Raw genomic sequence first — 16,772 nt, forward strand, 5'->3', positions numbered from 1 at the left:
GGATGTACTGATCCCCAATCGTTAGATGTTAGGTATAACAATTGGGGGTCAGTTCAAGAGACAGTCTCTCTTTCATTTGTATGGAAGTTTACATTTTACCAATGTCTTTCAACAGTTGTTCGCATTTTGCCCGTACTTCCGGTGTGGCATCGACGAGGGGCAGGCGGAACGGACCGGCCGGATAGCCGAGCATGTTCATCATCGTCTTGATGGGAACGGGGCTTACGGTGCAGAAAATCCCTTTCATGAACGGCAGGTATTTCTGATGCAGTTTGGCTGCTTTCTGGACATCACCATCTTTATGGGCCTGAATCATTTCATCCATTTCCTTGCCGATGACATGGGCGGCGACGGATACGACGCCTTCGCCGCCTACAGCAACGATAGGCAGTGTCAGGTTGTCATCGCCGCTATAGAGATGGAACCCTTCCGGTGCATTGGCTGCTACATACCCGGCATAATCAAGGTCACCGCTGGCATCTTTCAGGCCAATGATATTGGGGAAATCGTGGGCTAGTTTGCACACTGTCGGCGGTTCGATTTTGCCACCTGTACGGCCAGGTACGTTGTAGATGAAAATAGGCAGCTTTGTCGCTTTAGCAATGGCCGCAAAATGGGCATAACAGCCTTCCTGATTTGGCTTGTTATAATATGGTACGATACAGAGAATGGCATCAACGCCCGTTTCTTCTGCTTTTTTAGCAAGAGCAATAGACTGGGCCGTATTATTCGTTCCTACATTGCCCATGACCAGTGTCTTGTCTTTCAGGGCATCAGCCGTCATTTTGAAGAGTTTCAGTTTTTCGTCTTCTGTCATGACGGCCCCTTCGCCAGTTGTCGCAGCTACGAGGATACCGGTGCCTTCATCAGCATATTTTTTTGCCAAATTGACAAAGGCTTCATAATTGACAGAACCATCTTCATGAAATGGCGTAATCATCGCCGTAATAATATTAGGAAAAGTTAACATATACATTCATCTCCTAGTTAGTCAGTTACTTAATCATATCATGGGCCAGCATGTATTCGGCAATTTGTAAGGCATTGAGTGCGGCCCCTTTACGGATCTGGTCACCGGAAACCCAGAGATTGATTGCTTTCGGATTGTACAGGTCTTTGCGGATACGACCGACATAGCAGTCATATTTTTCCGACGTATAGAGAGGCATGGGATATTCCATTTCCGCCGGATTATCCTGTACCTGTGCACCGGGGAAAGCGTCGATGGCTTTACGCACAGCTTCTACATCCAGTTCGTCTGCCGTTTCGACCATGATGGATTCGGCATGGCTGCGGAATACCGGTACGCGGACGGTCGTCGCCGTAATAGCAATGCTGTCATCGTGGAGCATCTTGTGGGTTTCGTTGACCATTTTCATTTCTTCTTTGGTGTAATCGTTGTCCAAGAACTTATCAATCTGCGGAATCAGATTGAAGGCGATAGGATAGTGCTTGGGCAGGCTCTTGCTCGGCAGAATCTTCGGCTGCATTTCTTCCCCTTTAAGATATGCTTCCGTTTCTTCTTTGAGTTCATCAATGCCTTCCTTGCCAGCCCCGGAAACAGCCTGATAGGTGCTGACCACGATTTTTTTAATGGGTGACAAGTCATGAATCGGTTTCAGCGCCATGAGCATGATAATCGTCGAGCAGTTCGGGTTGGCAATAATGTTTTTATGCCAGGCAATATCTTCCGGATTGACTTCCGGTACTACGAGAGGTACTTCGGGATCCATGCGGAACGTGCTGGAGTTGTCAATGACGACACATCCCCGTTTTGCCGCTTCCGGTCCCAGTTCTTTACTAATGGAGCCACCGGCAAATAAACCGATATCAACACCGTCAAAAGATTCCGGCCTGGCTTCTTCTATCGTATATTCCTGACCATTTACGGTCATTTTTTTACCTGCTGAACGGTACGAAGCCAGCAATTTCAGCTGACTGTATGGAAAGTTCCGTTCTTCAATGAGACGGATAAATTCCTGTCCTACGGCACCTGTGGCACCCAAAATAGCTACTACCGGTTTCTTTGTCATTCTGAATTCCCCCTATTATGCCGGTTCCCGCATGTTTTATAAGAAATTTTCCAGACCGAATGTCAGGCCCGGATGAGAACCGACTTTCTTTACAGCCAGGATAACGCCCGGCATAAACGATTTGCGGTCGATTGAGTCATGACGGATGGTCAGATATTCACCATATCCGCCAAAGAGTACCTGCTGATGAGCCACATATCCGGGCAGGCGTACGCTGTGGATGGGAATGCCATCTACTTTAGTACCACGGGCACCTTCAAGGCTTTCATGGGTCTTGTCCGGAGCCGGTTCGATACCAGCTTCTTTGCGGGCTGCGGCAATCATATTGGCCGTCATGATAGATGTGCCAGATGGTGCATCCAGTTTATTGTTATGGTGCATTTCAATGATTTCTACGTCAGGCAGATATTTGGCTACTTCCGTAGAAATCTTCATCATGAGAACGGCGCCGAGACCAAAATTAGGGGCAATAAAAATGCATGTCCCTTCAGCCAGGGCCATTTTTCCCAGTTCGTCCCGCTGTTCAGCCGTAAGACCGGTCGTTCCGACAACCATATTGACACCATGTTCAATGACCGTTTTAGCATTATCAAATATAGCCCGCGGCGATGTAAAATCAACGACAACATCGGGCTTTACGTCATCAATCGTCTTTCCCAGATTGTCACGGACAGGCATATGCAGCGTGCCAATGCCAGCAATCTCACCCAGGTCTTCCCCGATATGTGTAATGCTGACACCGCCTGCCAGTTCCAGATCTTTATCTTCATACACGGCTTTTACTGCCTGGCTACCCATGCGGCCATCTGCACCGTTTACGAGTACCTTCAGCATACTATCACACTCCCTACTGCAGTTCCGGCAAGAAATTGTTTACTCCCTCACCCTGCTAATATATAAAAATAATATACCTTATATTCTTCTTAGTCAAGGCAAACGCCTGTATACATAACATCTTATTTATACGTAAATCATCCCATTTGCCATAGCATGAACCTATATCAAAAAGGGTTACTTCTTACAATCCGATATGTTTCCCCGTACCTGACAGATGAGCTGCCGGGCCGCCGTGATACTGGCAGGACTCGTATCGTCACCGGCAAACATGCGGGCGATTTCCCGGATATGGTCTTCTTCACTCAGTTTCCGTACCTGGGTAACGGTCCGCCCGTCTTTTTCTTTCTTGTAAATGAAGTAATGGTGGTCTGCACTGGCCGCCGTCTGTGGCAGATGAGTAATACAGAACACCTGGCCGCGGCGGCTGAGTTTGTGTATTTCTGCTGCTACCTGCAGGCCCGTCTGTCCGCTGATTCCGACGTCGATTTCATCGAAAATCATCGTCCGTCCTTCAACAGAATCAGGGCCATTAGCTTTTAATGCCAGAGCAATACGGGATACTTCCCCACCAGAGGCAATTTTGGCCAATGGCTGCATAGCTTCTCCTTTATTGGCAGAAAAATACAGCTCAATTGCTGCTGCCCCTTCCGCTGTAATATCCTGCATAGGTTCCAGATGAAAGGCAATACGGCTGTTGATAAGGCCCAGGCGGAACAAGGTGTCTTCCATTTTCTTCCGGAACACCTTGTCTGCTGCCGTACGAAGTTCCATGAGTTCTCCTGCTTTCTGACGGAGAGCACGGCTTTCCTGCTGTATCTGCTTTTCCAGTTCAGCCAGCGTACTTTCCGACTGGTCCAGACGGCTGAAATCGGCTTTGGCTTTTTTCAGGAATTCCATGATGTCGGATATAGTAAACCCATACTTGCGTTTCAATTTTTCAATAGAAGCCAGACGGGACTGCATCCGGTCCAGTGCATTTTCATCAAAGGTGAAACTATCGGCATAACGGACTACACTATCATGGATATCTTCCAGTTCATACGAGAGTGTCTCGACACGCGCAGCCAGTCCGGCAAAGGACGGTTCGTACGCAGAAGCCTTTTCCAGACTCCGGTGGACTTCATCGAGTTGTTCTGTCATACCTTTCTGCCGCTCTCCGCCCTCAAAGGCATAGAGAGCCGTCCGGAGAGTTTCCTTGATATGCTCCGAATGCGAGGCTTTGTTGATAGCTTCTTCCAGCTCTTCATCTTCCTTTTCCTTGAGCTGGGCCCCTTCGATTTCCTTAATCTGGAAATCGAGGATACTCAGGAGACGTGCTTTTTCCCCCTCGTCTTTCTGCAGCTTCTGCGCTTCCCGGCACAAATCGCGCCAGTTTAAATACATATTGTCATATTCCCGGCGTACTTTTTTCAATTCCGGTGTCAAAGAATCGAGAATCGTCACATGATAGGCCGGATCAAAAATGAGCTGATTGTCAAACTGGCCGTGGATATCGAGGAGAAAAGCCGAAATCGCCCGTACGACACTGGTAGGCGCCAGTGTGCCATTGACCAGGATAGACCCGCGGCCGCTTTTGTGGAATTTACGGGAAATAATGAGCTGCCCGTCTTCCCATTCAATATGATTCGCCTCTAACACCTTACCCAGGGCACCTGTTTTATCTAAAAAAAAGAACGCACCCTCGACGAGGAATGCGTCTGTCCCCTGGCGGACAAAGGACGCAGAAGCCCGTTTGCCACAGAGCATGCCGATGGCATCGAGAAGAATAGACTTCCCGGCCCCTGTCTCCCCTGTCAGGATGGTCACACCATCGGCAAAACTGATGTGCAGGTCTTCAATCAAGGCGAAATTATGGATATGCAGTGATTGGAGCATCATCCATCATTCCTTCATAAGCGTCACGATGACTTTCGTAATCTTGGGAACGCTTTCTGTACTATTGGTTATAATCAATATGGTATCGTCGCCAGCAATCGTGCCGATGACATTTTCCCACTTTGCCAGGTCAATGGCTGCTGCTACCATATTAGCCGAACCCGGCATGGTATGGATGACAATCTGGTTCAGTGCCGAATCGACACGGACGATAGAATCCTGAAACAGGCGGGCCATGCGGTTTTTGGACATGAGCATGTTCTGTTCCTGGCTCAGGGCATAGCGGTAATGGCCGTCACTGGTCGGAACCTTGATGAGCATCAGCTCTTTAATATCCCGGGATACCGTGGCCTGCGTTACTTCAATGCCTTCTTCCTGAAGGGCTTTGGCCAGTTCCTCCTGTGTTTCAATCGGACGGGACTGCACAATTTCTTTTATCTTCGTATAACGGAATCTCTTCATAATTACCCTCTTTTCTGTACAATATATAGTTGCGGTGGACAATGTATCTGGTTCAGCGGCTGCCACATAGAGACATCATAGTCTTTCTGGGGCACCGTCTGCAAATAGGCGCGGACGGCATTTGCTTCTACGGCTCCCGCATCAGTTCCGGGATACGCTGCTAACATAATTATCCCATTTTTCGCAATTTTATGCAAGCCTATTTTTATAGCTTTTACAGTTATTTCACTGGTCGTATGAAGAGAATGGTCACCAGAAGGCAGATAACCTAAATTAAACACAATCAGATCCACTACACCTGGTATCTGTTCCAGGAGCTGGTCATGCGATCCCTGCAGCAAATGTACCCGGTCTGAAAAAAGCCGTTCATCACAGAGACGCTTCCGTGTCGATGCAATGGCCTTATCCTGGATGTCAAATGCATATAGAGATGCATCCTGGGCCATACGGGCTGCCAGAAACGCCGTATCGTGCCCGTTGCCACAGGTCATATCGACGAGTACTCTGGCTCGTGGTATAAACGGATCCAGCAACATATGCGACACATTGACAGCGTTTTTTAACAGATACTCTTCCATTTCAATCATTTCCCATCATTTTTGTAAACAGATTTTTATAAAAATAGTTTTTGCTGAATCGCACCATCTTCAGCGTTTTATCCGATTCGTAAATCTGCAGGGTCATATGCCTGGTGAATTCCTGGTCCATCATGCCATCGACGGATATGCGGATGCCGTTGCGGCTATTGGCAACAGACAGGGAAATCCGGTCCTCATGATGCAGCACCAGCGGTACTTTGAGGAGCAGATGCGGGCATATAGGCGTCACCATGAGGCAGCGTACTTCCGGCGATACGATAGGGCCGCCGGCTGAAAATGTATACCCCGTCGATCCCGTCGGTGTCGATACGATGAGTCCGTCACCGGGGAACTGCTGTACGAAATGGTCGTTGATGCTCATATCGACGCGGATGAGCTTTCCTACATTGCCATGGCCGATGACGATATCGTTGAGGGCATCGGGCAATACCTGGACCGTCCCGTCTTCATAATCCAGTTCGGAATGGAGCATCATCCGTTCTTCCAGAAAATAATGTCCTTCCAGTATGTCATGGAAGCGCTGTTCCAGATTCCGCGTTTCTACTTCATAGAGAAACCCCAGCGACCCCAGATTGACACCACAGATAGGGATTCCCCTGTCTGCAAATTGATTGGCCAGTTTGAGAATCGTGCCATCGCCGCCCAGCACCATAGCGATGTCAATATTATCAAAGAGGGTCATACGGGGGCGCAAGTGGCCGGCATCGATATGATGATAAAAATCCTGTGTACTCTGTGCTACATAAGCCGGCAGAAAATAGGGCAGTTCATGATGTTCACATAATCCGATGAGTTTGCGCACCACATGGGTGCTCTCTTTTTTGACCAGATTCGGAAAAATACCGATGCGCATAGTATCACCTACATTTCATGAGACTGGCGGACCACATCATCAATGATGTCGTCCGTAATATCATCGTGGCATGGTTCGTCCTTACGGCTGTATAACAAGTATTCAATATTACCGTCGGCACCCTTGATAGGAGAAAAAGTCAGCATGAGCGGCGATATGCCAAAACCGGCAATGCCACTGATGACCTGGCGGAGCACCGCGCGATGCACGGCGACGTCGCGGACGATTCCACCTTTTCCGACATGCTCCCGTCCGGCTTCAAACTGCGGTTTTATCAGTGTAACCATGTTGCCGCCCATACGCAGCAGCTGAGAAGCCGCCGGCATGATTTTAAGCAGGGAAATGAATGATACATCGACAGAAATAAAATCGACGGGAGCTCCGATATCGGCAACGGTCACATTGCGGATATTGGTCCGTTCCATATTGATGACCCGGTCATCGGTACGCAGCTTCCATGCCAGCTGACCATAGCCCACATCGACGGCGTAGACGCGGGCAGCGCCATTCTGGAGAGCACAATCGGTAAAACCGCCTGTCGAGGCACCGATATCCATCATCGTCACGCCGGCAAGGTCAATCGGGAACACAGCCATGGCTTTTTCCAATTTCAATCCGCCCCGGCCGACATAGGGGATGGGATTTCCTTTGACCACTATGTCTACATCGGGAGACAGTTTGGTCCCGGCCTTATCCAGACGCTGACCATCGACGAATACCAGGCCGGCCATTATGGTCGCTTTCGCTTTTTCTCTGCTTTCCGACAAGCCCCGTTCTACGAGCAGGACATCCAGTCGTTCCTTATGCTGCATGCTCCCGCCTCCTCAGCTGACCCGTGTCAGCATATACGTTACCAGATCGCGCAGGAACCAGGCGCCATCCCCCAGCGGCTGTATGGCTCCGACGGCTTTGGCAGCAGCCTGTTCTGCCATGCGCCGGGCTTCCGGCAGAGAGAAAATCGTAACATACGTTGCCTTATTGTTTCTGGCATCACTGCCGACCGGCTTGCCCAGTGTTTTTTCATCACCTGTGAAATCCAGTATATCATCGGTAATTTGGAATGTCAGTCCCATATGAAGGGCATAGGCATCGAAAATGCGCCGCTGTTCTTCCGTCGCGTCACCCAGAATGGCCGCCAGATCAATGGCGGCTTCAAAAATAACGCCCGTTTTCATCCGGTGCAGAAGCTGCAGTCCTTTAAGGCCAATAGACTTATTTCCTTCGCTTTCCAGGTCAAAGGCCTGACCGCCGACCATCCCGGCCGGTCCGGCTGCTCTGGCAAAGACAGCGATGCACTGGCGCAGCTTATCTGCATCAAGCCGGGTCTGGCGTGCCATGAGTTCAAAGGCAAAAGTCAGAAGCCCGTCCCCGGCCAGAGTTGCCAGGCCCGCCCCATATACGACGTGATTCGTCGGTTTGCCCCGTCGCAGGTCGTCATTATCCATGCAGGGCAGGTCGTCGTGGATTAGAGAATACGTATGGACGCATTCGAGAGCACAGGCCACATCGAGATACTCTGCCGGATTCTTTCCCAATGCTTCCAGCGTCGCCAGGAATAAAACGGGACGCAGCCGTTTGCCCCCGGCAAGGAGGCTGTAATTCATGGATTCATATAAACGGGAAAACTGGGGTACATCCGTCTGAAGCAGTGTTGCCAGACGCTGATCGACCATTTGTTTTTTATCCTGTAAATACTCCTGTATCGTCATAAATCGAGCGTTCCCTCCTCTGTCAGCGTATCTGTATCCGGCCCTTTCTGCATATCTGCCAGGACTTGGGCCCGCTGCCGGGCATATTCCAGCGCGCTTTCGCAGGACTGGGATACTTTGATAGCTTTTTCAAACAAGTCCAGTGACTGGGCCAGCGTCAGATCCGGAGATTCCAAATCCTGCACCAGTTTTTCCAGTGTCGCATAATTCGATTCAAAGTTTTTTAGTTTTGCGTTTGTCGCTGCCATGGATTGTTACCTCTTTTATTTCCGTTAAAATTGTTCCTTCCAGGAGTTGTATCGTCAAGAGCTGATTCTGCTCAAGTGAACGGATATCCTTGAGGACATGACCGCCCTGCTCCAGCTGCCCATACCCTTTTCGTACCAGAAGGGCCGGATTCATAGCGCTGAGCGATGCTTTCAGAGCCTGCAGGCGCCCCGCTTCCCGTGTCAGTTTCAGGTCCAGATGCTGCCGGGCCAGACGGACCAGCTGGGATACAGATTCATCCTTCATAGAAAGGAATGCATCATAGCGGCGGGTCTGCAGCGCTGCTACGGTCCGCCCCAATTCCCGTTCCAGACGATCGAGGTGCAGAATGACAGACTGATACGCCTGGTCTGCCATAGCTGCCAGGTCCATCTGGATTTCTTCAAAGTCGGGAAATGCCAGTTCGGCCGCATGGGTCGGTGTCGCAGCCCGCACATCCGCAGCGTAATCGGCCAGTGTCGTATCGGTCTCATGACCGATAGCCGTAATGACCGGTACCTGAGCGTCATAGATGGCCTGTACGACCTGTGGGCTATTAAAGCACCACAAGTCTTCCATGGAACCGCCGCCGCGGGCCAGAATGAGCACGTCGAGGTTCCGATCCTTACCGGCCTTTTCCAGAGTCCTGGCAATGACCGTTTCGGCACCTGCCCCCTGCACGGGAACAGGAAACAAGCGAATCTCCACGTAGGGATTGCGTTCAGCTGCTATTTTATGGATATCGTGCAGGACGGCCCCCGTCGCCGACGTAAGGACACCGACAGTCCAGGGAAACCGGGGGATATTTTTTTTGTGCTCTGGTGCAAAATATCCTTTCTCATATAACTCTTTCTTGATCTTTTCATATTGTTGTTGCAGCGTACCTACGCCACGGGCAAAGAGTTTTTCAATAATAAAGGACACAGTGCCGCCTTTTTCATAGACATTGATAGCCCCTATAACTACGACCTGGTCCCCTTCACGCACGCCATCCATAGAATGGCCTACGCGACTGCGGAACAAAATGGCCCGGATAGAACACGTTTCGTCATGGAGATTCATATAATAATGGCCGTTCGACGCCCGCTTCAGGCCGATGATACTGCCTTCCATGGCAATGCTCTGCAGGCGGTAATCGCTCTGCAAATCATCTTTAATGCGCCGTACGACCTCTGTTACCGATACATATTTCATAAATGGCCCCTCTCCTTCCAGAATGCCCAGAATGCGGCGCCAGAGGCATTGTCGGCGCTGTATCCGTCGGGGGCCAGGATGACCCGGACATGGTGCCGGCCGGCATAACGCAGCAGCTGGCTGCGGAGGAATCCGTTGCTCATGACGCCGCCTACGGCAACCAGTTTATCCATGCCACCGGCAAGTCCTGCATCGAGCAGTTCCTGAAGGCCGTTCCAAACGGTCTTCAGCGTCCAGCAGCTCATGGCACAGCTATCGGCCGTGCCACCGGCTATCTGGCGCTGGGCCTGCGATTCCGGGCCGGAATAGCTGATTTCCCCATCGCGGCAAAAGACGCGGCTCCCTTTGATGTCCATATCTCCCTTCCGGGCCATGGCATCGAGATGCACGCCTGCGGGGAAAGGAAATCCCAGGGCGACACCAACGCGGTCGATAAACTGTCCGGCACTGATGTCGCTGGTCCCGCCAATGCGGGAAATGGACAGTCCCTCCTCATCAGCAACGGCATACAGAAGGTCCGTCGTCCCGCCAGATAAATGAAGACCCGTAAACGGATCCGCCGGTACCGTTCCCAATGGCCTCAGGGCTGCCAGGAGATGATTTTCCTGATGACTGATGCAGTATAACGGCACCTGAAGCATAGCCGCCAGACTGCGTGCACAACCCCATCCGGCCAGAAAAGCCGGCATATAACTATCTTCCCTGCGCCGTGGCTGATGAGTCACCCCGATGGCCCCGATTCGGCTGCCTTCCAGCGCCGGGCGGAGCCGTTCTATGAGTTCCGGCAGATTCCGCGTATGCTGATAGACCATTTGAGACTGGGAGATTCCACGACCACCGCTGGGTACAGTCAGGATACGCCGTTCATCCCGTACGACACGTCCATCTTCTCCGAGAAGACATACTGATGTAGTATAGCAGCTTGTGTCGATTCCCAGATAGAGATTCATATCCTCTTACTTCCTTTGACGAACGTACGTCCCTAAAATGCCATTGACGAACCGGGACGACTTATGGCCACTGAATTCTTTGGCCAGCTCAATGGCTTCGTTGAGGATGACCGCATCGGCCATATCCACATCTTTCGGGTATAGGAGTTCACATAACGCCATACGCATGACGTTCTTATCCGCCCGGTTCATCTGGGATACATCCCACCCTTTTGCCAGAGACTGGATAATCTGGTCAAATTCATTCATATGCTCTGTCGTCGTCGTAACCAGGTAATCACAATAATTTTCTTCATCCTGTACGACCGGCGTATCTTCATCATCTGTTCCATTTACAGAATTCAGGATTTCATCTTCTTGATACTGAATGTCATCTTTTCCATGGAATTCTCTGGAAAATAATATTTCTAACGCCTTCTGGCGTGCTCTATGTCTGCTCACGCGGACCTCCTATCAGGATTGTTCCTTCAATACAACATCATCGACTGTCACATGGACTTCCAGAGTCTGCGGGTCTGCCATTTCCTGCAGCGCTGCCGCCACATGCTCCTGGACAGTCCTGGCCAGTACACACAAATTATCGCCGTAGTATCCATAGATGTGGATATCAGCAGTCAGCGTTCCTTCCTGCTGGTGCACATTCACATTTCGGCCTTTGGCAGGAATCAGGTCAGAAAATTCTTGCAGTGCCAATGACACGACCTGGACATATACGGAATCGTTGACGAAAAATTCAATGTCTTTTGTTTCGCCAGTCATTGCCCTGCCTCCTTATCTTCCGGGAAGACGATACCTGCAACCAGAATATGGACGGCGTCGACCTGGCAGCCCGTATCGCGTTCTACCGCATCTTTGACCGCTTTTTGCACCTTGAGGGCTATATCGGGGATACGGTATCCGCTTTCCACGATCAGCCGCAGTGTGATTTCTGCCGCATTGCCGCTGATACGGGTTACGGCTCCCTGGGACAGACTGCCCCTCCCAAGGCGGCGGGCCGCCGATTCAGCCAGCGTCGCATCCAGGGCATGGACGTGGGGCACGAGGGCCGCCGTCCTGGCAGCAATGGATGAGATAGCTTTATCACTGATATGAATACTGCCCAGGTCATTTTGATTCGTCGTTTCCATACGCGTCACCTGACTACAAAAAAGAGGCTGGCGCAAGAAGCCTTTCACTTCTCACGACAGCCCCTTGCCATGACAACTTATGCTCTGCCGATATAGTTCCCTGTACGGGTATCGATCTGGAGAACTTCGCCTTCGTTGATGAAGAGAGGTACTTTGACGACATAGCCGGTTTCAAGGGTAGCCGGTTTGCTGCCACCTGTAGCTGTATCACCACGCAGGCCCGGATCTGTCTGGATGACCTTCAGTTCGACGGCAGCCGGAAGATCAATACCAATGACTTTTCCTTTGAACATCATGACAGAAACGTTCATTTCTTCTTTCAGGAAATTAACAGCATCACCGAGGCTATCTTTATTCAGTTCAAGCTGTTCGTATGTTTCATTATCCATGAAACAGTACATGCCTTCGTTTTCATAAAGGTACTGCATCTGACGGCGGTCTACATGGCCTTCCTGTACTTTTTCACCGGCATTCCACGTACGTTCAACGACAGAACCGGTTTCCAGGTTTTTGATTTTGGCACGGACAAAAGCAGCGCCCTTGCCGGGTTTTACATGCTGGAATTCAACAACCTGCCATACCTGGCCATCAATTTCAATCGTTACACCTGGTCTGAAATCATTACTTGTAATCATCTGTTAACTCCTCCTACTATAACTCCATCAAATCTTTTGGCGTTTTGGTTAAGATTTCACAGCCATTGGCTGTCACGGCAACGGAATCTTCAATGCGGACCCCGTATTTGCCTTCTATGTACAGCCCCGGTTCTACCGTGACTATCATATTTTCTTTCAGGACACCCGTACTGCGCGGTGACAAGACCGGTTCTTCATGAATTTCCAGCCCTGTCCCATGCCCCAGGGAGTGGGTGAAATACTGTGATACATGACGGGCAGCAAAATAATTGCGGACGATGAAATCGACATCTTTCCGGCTGACACCGGCCCGGACAGCGGCAACGCCTTCTTTCTGTGCTTCCAGGATCATATTGTAGAAATCACGCTGTTCCCGGCTTGCGTTACCGACAACGACGGTCCTCGTAATATCGGAATGATACCCTTCCCAGACTGCTCCAAAGTCGAAAGTGACAAAATCTCCTTTTTCGATGACCTTGGGACTAGCCGTGCCATGGGGCATAGACGAGCGGACACCGGATGCGACTATGGTCGTAAACGATTTTTCTTCTGACCCGGAAAGGAGCATATTGCTTTCCAGCCGGGCTGCCAGTTCTTTTTCTGTCACTCCCGGTTTGATGTACGGCAGAAGATCGGCAAACGCCTGATCGGCAATGGCACTGGCTTTCCGCGTAGCCGTCAGTTCGAACGGTTCCTTGACAGCGCGCAGGACGTTGAGGTTATACCCTTCAAAACCACATTCTGTCTGATCTGCAATCTGTTCAAACATCATATGAGTCAGGAAATTGCTTTCATATACAACAGCCTGGGCACCGCCTTCGCGCAGGCTCCGGGCTATGCATTCTGCCAGCCGGCCCTGATGGTTGCCAATGGTATACCACGTACCAGACTGACCAGCAGCCTGTTCCGTATAACGCGAGTCAGTCCAGAGAACGGCTGTTGCGCCAGTCACGACAAGTGCTCCCTCCCCGCCGGTAAAGCCGCTGAAGTAGCGAAGATTTTCTGGCTGCATAATGATGACGCCGTCTGCCACGTGTTCACGGAGGAACTGGCGCAGCCGGTCTATTCTTTCTCCAATCATGCTATCACCTGATTTTTTCAGTCTACACCTTATCATATCATATAACAGAGACGTTGAAAAGGAAAAATTCTCACTCAATCCGTTCCGGACGATGCGAATACAGCTTCCCGCTCTGTTTCCGTGAGAGGACGCCATGCACCGGGCGTCAATGCCCTGTCAAGAATGACTTTACCGATGCGCATACGATACAATGCTTCTACTGTAAGTCCTACAGCAGCACACATACGTTTGACCTGATGGAATTTTCCCTCCTGCACAGTGATGGTCAACTCCTGTTCTCCCGACCGGACCGCTTTTGCCGGCAGACAGACTAATCCATCGTCCAGGACCAGTCCTGCGGCGAAGCGTTCCCCTATATCCTCAGGGATACATCCGGCTACGCGGGCTATATATACTTTGGGAACATGCTTTTTGGGAGATGTGATGCGATGAGCCCACTGTCCATCATTGGTGAGAAGCAGCAGCCCCGTCGTGTCTTTGTCCAGACGCCCGACGGGAAACAGGCCGGCACCAGAAAACTGCTGGGGCAGCAGGTCGATGACCGTCTGTGCACGGGGATCTTCTGTCGCCGACAGGACACCTTCTGGCTTATAGAGCATGAGATAATAAAATTCTTCGTAAGATACAGCCCGTCCCTTGACCGTTACCGCATCACGGCCCGGCTGGACCTTCCGGCTGCTGTCTCTGCAGGATATACCATTTACGGCTACGGCGCCAGACCGGCACAATTCCTTTATTTCTTTTCTGGTTCCCCATCCCGTATGGCCCAGTAATTTATCAAGACGTATCGTATTTGCCATGACCTTCTCCTACATGACATTATGCTGCCGCCCATACCATTGTGGTTCATACCCTTTCATCCCTTCCAGATGCTGGGTACAATTCATGAGAGTCATGACACTGCGGCTGCCATAATATTCAATAATCGTAAAAGCCGTATTATACTGCTGAAAACACCAGAGCTTGCGGAAATCCAGTTCCAGCAGGCCAAACAACAAACAGCGGATAGCTGCACCATGTGAGACGATCATAATGGAATCCCCGTCTGCATGGTGACTAAGTAACTCTTTCGTCTTGGCCGTAATACGGTCCCGCACTTCGAGGAACGATTCACCGCCCCGGGCCCGCATTTTACCTTCAGATGCATAAAAAGCTTCAATTTCTCCCGGCCATTGTTTGGTGATTTCATCATAGGTATGGCGTTCCCATACACCAAAACTGATTTCCCTCAGTTCCGGATATTGCTGTACCGGCAGCTGGTGTGGCTCTGCAATGATTTGGGCTGTCGTATAAGCCCGCGACAGCGTGCTGGTATAGATGGCATCAAAATGAATATCCTTCATAAAGCGGCTCAGGCGCCGGGCCTGTTCTATCCCTGTGGCATTGAGCGGTACGTCTGATGCGCCCTGGAACCACTGTTGGGAATTACCATCGGTTTCACCATGACGAACGAGATAAAGCTTGATCATGTCCATTCGGTCCTTTCCTGTAATCTATGATGAATCCTTTCCTGCTTATAAAAGCGGGAGATTCTGGAGAAAATGGTTAATATATAGCGGCACAGAGGCCAAGTAACAACAATTCACTGCTTTCGGTAACGGCGCCATACGTATCTCCCGTGACGCCGCCGAGATGCTTCACGATGTAGGTATTGAGTATCAGGCTGGCCGCTATAGCTGTCCCTAAGAGAGTCAGGTACAAAAAACCTCCCATTAGAACTGGCGGCAGAGCTGCCAGAAATCCCAAAGCCAGGGTACGCGGCGGTGCATAGGCGGCAAAGGCCTTTCCCAACCCCTCCGGACGGGCATAGGGGAATTCCAGCACACTCACGAGCGTGCCATAGCGTGCTGCCACGGGGATGCCGAGGAGTGCCGCATAGACTGCCGGTCCTTCAATGTTTGCCAGAAAGCAAATTTTCAGCAATGCCAGAAAAAAGAAAGCCATGACGCCATTGGATCCGACCCGGCTGTCTTTCAGGATTTCCAGCATCCGTTCCCGGCTTCGTCCGGAAAACAGACCGTCAGCCGTGTCCATGAATCCGTCGGCGTGAAGGCCTCCCGTAATCAGGAACCAGGCAATAATGACACACACGGCCCGGTAAAACCCAGTCAGGGCCAGACCTGCAGCAAACCAGCACAGGCACAGGAACAGGCCGATACAGCCTCCCACCAGCGGAAAACATCGCAGTGACGCGCCAAAGGCCTCATTCGTCCAGGTCAGATGCCGGGCCAGCTGTATCCGCGTCAGGAACTGGAGGGCAATGAGAAAACTCGTCATGGCCGTTCCTCCCGCAATGGAAGATGGACCTGCCGGCTTTTAATTTCCATAGTAATGCCACATACACTCAGATACACCTCATCTGCTTCCGCAGCGGTATGCTGATTCAGGAAACCGATGAGATCACGGTACTGGCGGCTCACTTTTGCCATGGGGACGATGCCCGATCCCAGTTCATTGGTAACAACGACGAAGACACCATCCCCGCTCTGACGCACGGCCCGCAGCACCCCGTCCCATTCGTTCTCTGCTTCTTTCAGGATATGGGAGAAATCATCTCCGTCACGCTGCAGCAGGAAATTAGAAAAATACAGGGTCAGACAATCAAGCAGGATGTTATCAGTCTGCTGTAAAATATGGTCAATCTGATTTCCCAGTCCAGACGGTACTTCAAAGGTCTGCCACGACGCCGGACGACGGCTGCGGTGACGGGCCACCCGGTCTGCCATTTCATCATCCAGGACCCGGGCCGTTGCAATATACCCATGCCGTCCGGGACACGCCTCCAGATATTGCTCGGCAAACTGACTCTTGCCACTGCGGGCGCCTCCTGTAACCAATACAATGCGGGCCATTTTTTCTCCCCCTTTCCAGCACGATAGACATATTATACTACTGATAGGATACCTCTGCCAACACGTTTTCTCGCTGCCATAGCCGCAGGATTTGCCGTGTACAGACTGTAAGTATCTTTGAAAAAAAATTTTATTTTTTCTTCAAAGATACTTGACAATACGTGTGAAATTGAGTATACTAAACAAGTCGCATGGGGGTATAGCTCAGTTGGTTAGAGCGTCACGTTGACATCGTGAAGGTCGTTGATTCGAATTCAACTATTCCCACCAATGAAACTAAGGCCGCCGGATTCCGGCGGCTTTTTTATACACATTTATA

21 protein-coding genes and 1 tRNA gene are annotated in these 16,772 nt (G+C 50.8%); 1 reads left to right on the forward strand and 21 read right to left on the reverse strand.

The genetic code is table 11. The features are described from left to right. Positions 1 to 88: 88 nt before the first annotated feature. From dapA to cobU, 21 genes are all read right to left on the reverse strand, one after another. Positions 89 to 970, reverse strand: a complete 882-nt coding sequence (gene dapA, locus ACGTIC_RS09800; protein WP_113855771.1) for a 4-hydroxy-tetrahydrodipicolinate synthase — start codon at positions 968 to 970, stop codon at positions 89 to 91. A gap of 25 nt (positions 971 to 995) precedes the next feature. Next, a complete protein-coding gene (locus tag ACGTIC_RS09805; protein ID WP_113855770.1) occupies positions 996 to 2,033 on the reverse strand; it encodes an aspartate-semialdehyde dehydrogenase in 1,038 nt (345 codons plus the stop codon). 36 nt (positions 2,034 to 2,069) lie between these two features. Then, positions 2,070 to 2,867, reverse strand: coding sequence for a 4-hydroxy-tetrahydrodipicolinate reductase (gene dapB, locus ACGTIC_RS09810; protein WP_394522417.1), 798 nt, complete (start codon positions 2,865 to 2,867; stop codon positions 2,070 to 2,072). A gap of 177 nt (positions 2,868 to 3,044) precedes the next feature. After that, entirely contained in the window at positions 3,045 to 4,748 is a 1,704-nt protein-coding gene (recN, locus tag ACGTIC_RS09815; RefSeq protein WP_307788652.1) for a DNA repair protein RecN, read from the reverse strand. A 3-nt stretch (positions 4,749 to 4,751) separates the two neighbouring features. Next, positions 4,752 to 5,207, reverse strand: a complete 456-nt coding sequence (gene argR / locus ACGTIC_RS09820) for an arginine repressor (protein WP_059076013.1) — start codon at positions 5,205 to 5,207, stop codon at positions 4,752 to 4,754. A gap of 2 nt (positions 5,208 to 5,209) precedes the next feature. After that, positions 5,210 to 5,794, reverse strand: coding sequence for a class I SAM-dependent methyltransferase (locus tag ACGTIC_RS09825; protein ID WP_059076012.1), 585 nt, complete (start codon positions 5,792 to 5,794; stop codon positions 5,210 to 5,212). Then, the gene (locus tag ACGTIC_RS09830; RefSeq protein ID WP_059076011.1) at positions 5,787 to 6,659 is read right to left on the reverse strand and encodes an NAD(+)/NADH kinase; all 873 of its coding nucleotides are present in this window, start codon (positions 6,657 to 6,659) and stop codon (positions 5,787 to 5,789) included. Before ACGTIC_RS09830 ends, ACGTIC_RS09825 begins: the two co-directional genes overlap by 8 nt. 8 nt (positions 6,660 to 6,667) lie before the next feature. Continuing rightward, positions 6,668 to 7,471, reverse strand: coding sequence for a TlyA family RNA methyltransferase (locus ACGTIC_RS09835; RefSeq protein ID WP_113855767.1), 804 nt, complete (start codon positions 7,469 to 7,471; stop codon positions 6,668 to 6,670). Between the two features lie 12 nt (positions 7,472 to 7,483). Further along, the gene (locus ACGTIC_RS09840; protein ID WP_059076009.1) at positions 7,484 to 8,368 is read right to left on the reverse strand and encodes a polyprenyl synthetase family protein; all 885 of its coding nucleotides are present in this window, start codon (positions 8,366 to 8,368) and stop codon (positions 7,484 to 7,486) included. Further along, a complete protein-coding gene (xseB, locus tag ACGTIC_RS09845) occupies positions 8,365 to 8,616 on the reverse strand; it encodes an exodeoxyribonuclease VII small subunit (RefSeq protein WP_059076008.1) in 252 nt (83 codons plus the stop codon). The genes ACGTIC_RS09840 and xseB overlap by 4 nt, the downstream gene beginning before the upstream one ends. Further along, positions 8,582 to 9,808, reverse strand: coding sequence for an exodeoxyribonuclease VII large subunit (gene xseA / locus ACGTIC_RS09850; protein WP_113855766.1), 1,227 nt, complete (start codon positions 9,806 to 9,808; stop codon positions 8,582 to 8,584). Before xseA ends, xseB begins: the two co-directional genes overlap by 35 nt. Next, positions 9,805 to 10,758, reverse strand: a complete 954-nt coding sequence (locus ACGTIC_RS09855) for a peptidase (RefSeq protein WP_113855765.1) — start codon at positions 10,756 to 10,758, stop codon at positions 9,805 to 9,807. The genes xseA and ACGTIC_RS09855 overlap by 4 nt, the downstream gene beginning before the upstream one ends. A 6-nt stretch (positions 10,759 to 10,764) precedes the next feature. Then, the gene (nusB, locus tag ACGTIC_RS09860; RefSeq protein WP_059076005.1) at positions 10,765 to 11,199 is read right to left on the reverse strand and encodes a transcription antitermination factor NusB; all 435 of its coding nucleotides are present in this window, start codon (positions 11,197 to 11,199) and stop codon (positions 10,765 to 10,767) included. Between the two features lie 12 nt (positions 11,200 to 11,211). Then, complete coding sequence (locus ACGTIC_RS09865) at positions 11,212 to 11,517, reverse strand: Asp23/Gls24 family envelope stress response protein (protein WP_075581134.1); 306 nt, start codon at positions 11,515 to 11,517, stop codon at positions 11,212 to 11,214. Next, positions 11,514 to 11,885 carry an Asp23/Gls24 family envelope stress response protein gene (locus tag ACGTIC_RS09870; RefSeq protein ID WP_059076003.1) on the reverse strand — a complete coding sequence of 124 codons (372 nt, stop codon included), beginning with the start codon at positions 11,883 to 11,885 and terminating at the stop codon, positions 11,514 to 11,516. The genes ACGTIC_RS09865 and ACGTIC_RS09870 overlap by 4 nt, the downstream gene beginning before the upstream one ends. 77 nt (positions 11,886 to 11,962) lie before the next feature. Continuing rightward, complete coding sequence (efp, locus tag ACGTIC_RS09875; RefSeq protein WP_059076002.1) at positions 11,963 to 12,520, reverse strand: elongation factor P; 558 nt, start codon at positions 12,518 to 12,520, stop codon at positions 11,963 to 11,965. A gap of 16 nt (positions 12,521 to 12,536) precedes the next feature. Next, a complete protein-coding gene (locus tag ACGTIC_RS09880; RefSeq protein WP_059076001.1) occupies positions 12,537 to 13,601 on the reverse strand; it encodes a Xaa-Pro peptidase family protein in 1,065 nt (354 codons plus the stop codon). Between the two features lie 74 nt (positions 13,602 to 13,675). Continuing rightward, positions 13,676 to 14,401 carry a pseudouridine synthase gene (locus ACGTIC_RS09885; RefSeq protein WP_113855764.1) on the reverse strand — a complete coding sequence of 242 codons (726 nt, stop codon included), beginning with the start codon at positions 14,399 to 14,401 and terminating at the stop codon, positions 13,676 to 13,678. A gap of 9 nt (positions 14,402 to 14,410) precedes the next feature. Further along, entirely contained in the window at positions 14,411 to 15,076 is a 666-nt protein-coding gene (locus ACGTIC_RS09890) for a histidine phosphatase family protein (RefSeq protein ID WP_257536498.1), read from the reverse strand. A 70-nt stretch (positions 15,077 to 15,146) separates the two neighbouring features. Continuing rightward, positions 15,147 to 15,878 carry an adenosylcobinamide-GDP ribazoletransferase gene (cobS, locus tag ACGTIC_RS09895; protein ID WP_059075999.1) on the reverse strand — a complete coding sequence of 244 codons (732 nt, stop codon included), beginning with the start codon at positions 15,876 to 15,878 and terminating at the stop codon, positions 15,147 to 15,149. Continuing rightward, positions 15,875 to 16,453, reverse strand: coding sequence for a bifunctional adenosylcobinamide kinase/adenosylcobinamide-phosphate guanylyltransferase (gene cobU / locus ACGTIC_RS09900; protein ID WP_113855763.1), 579 nt, complete (start codon positions 16,451 to 16,453; stop codon positions 15,875 to 15,877). The genes cobS and cobU overlap by 4 nt, the downstream gene beginning before the upstream one ends. Positions 16,454 to 16,646: 193 nt before the next feature. Between cobU and ACGTIC_RS09905 the strand changes: the two genes are divergently transcribed. After that, a tRNA-Val gene (locus ACGTIC_RS09905) sits at positions 16,647 to 16,723 on the forward strand. Positions 16,724 to 16,772 lie beyond the last annotated feature (49 nt).

Origin of the sequence: Megasphaera hexanoica, from assembly GCF_043520715.1 — a bacterium.
GTDB lineage: Bacteria > Bacillota > Negativicutes > Veillonellales > Megasphaeraceae > Megasphaera > Megasphaera hexanoica.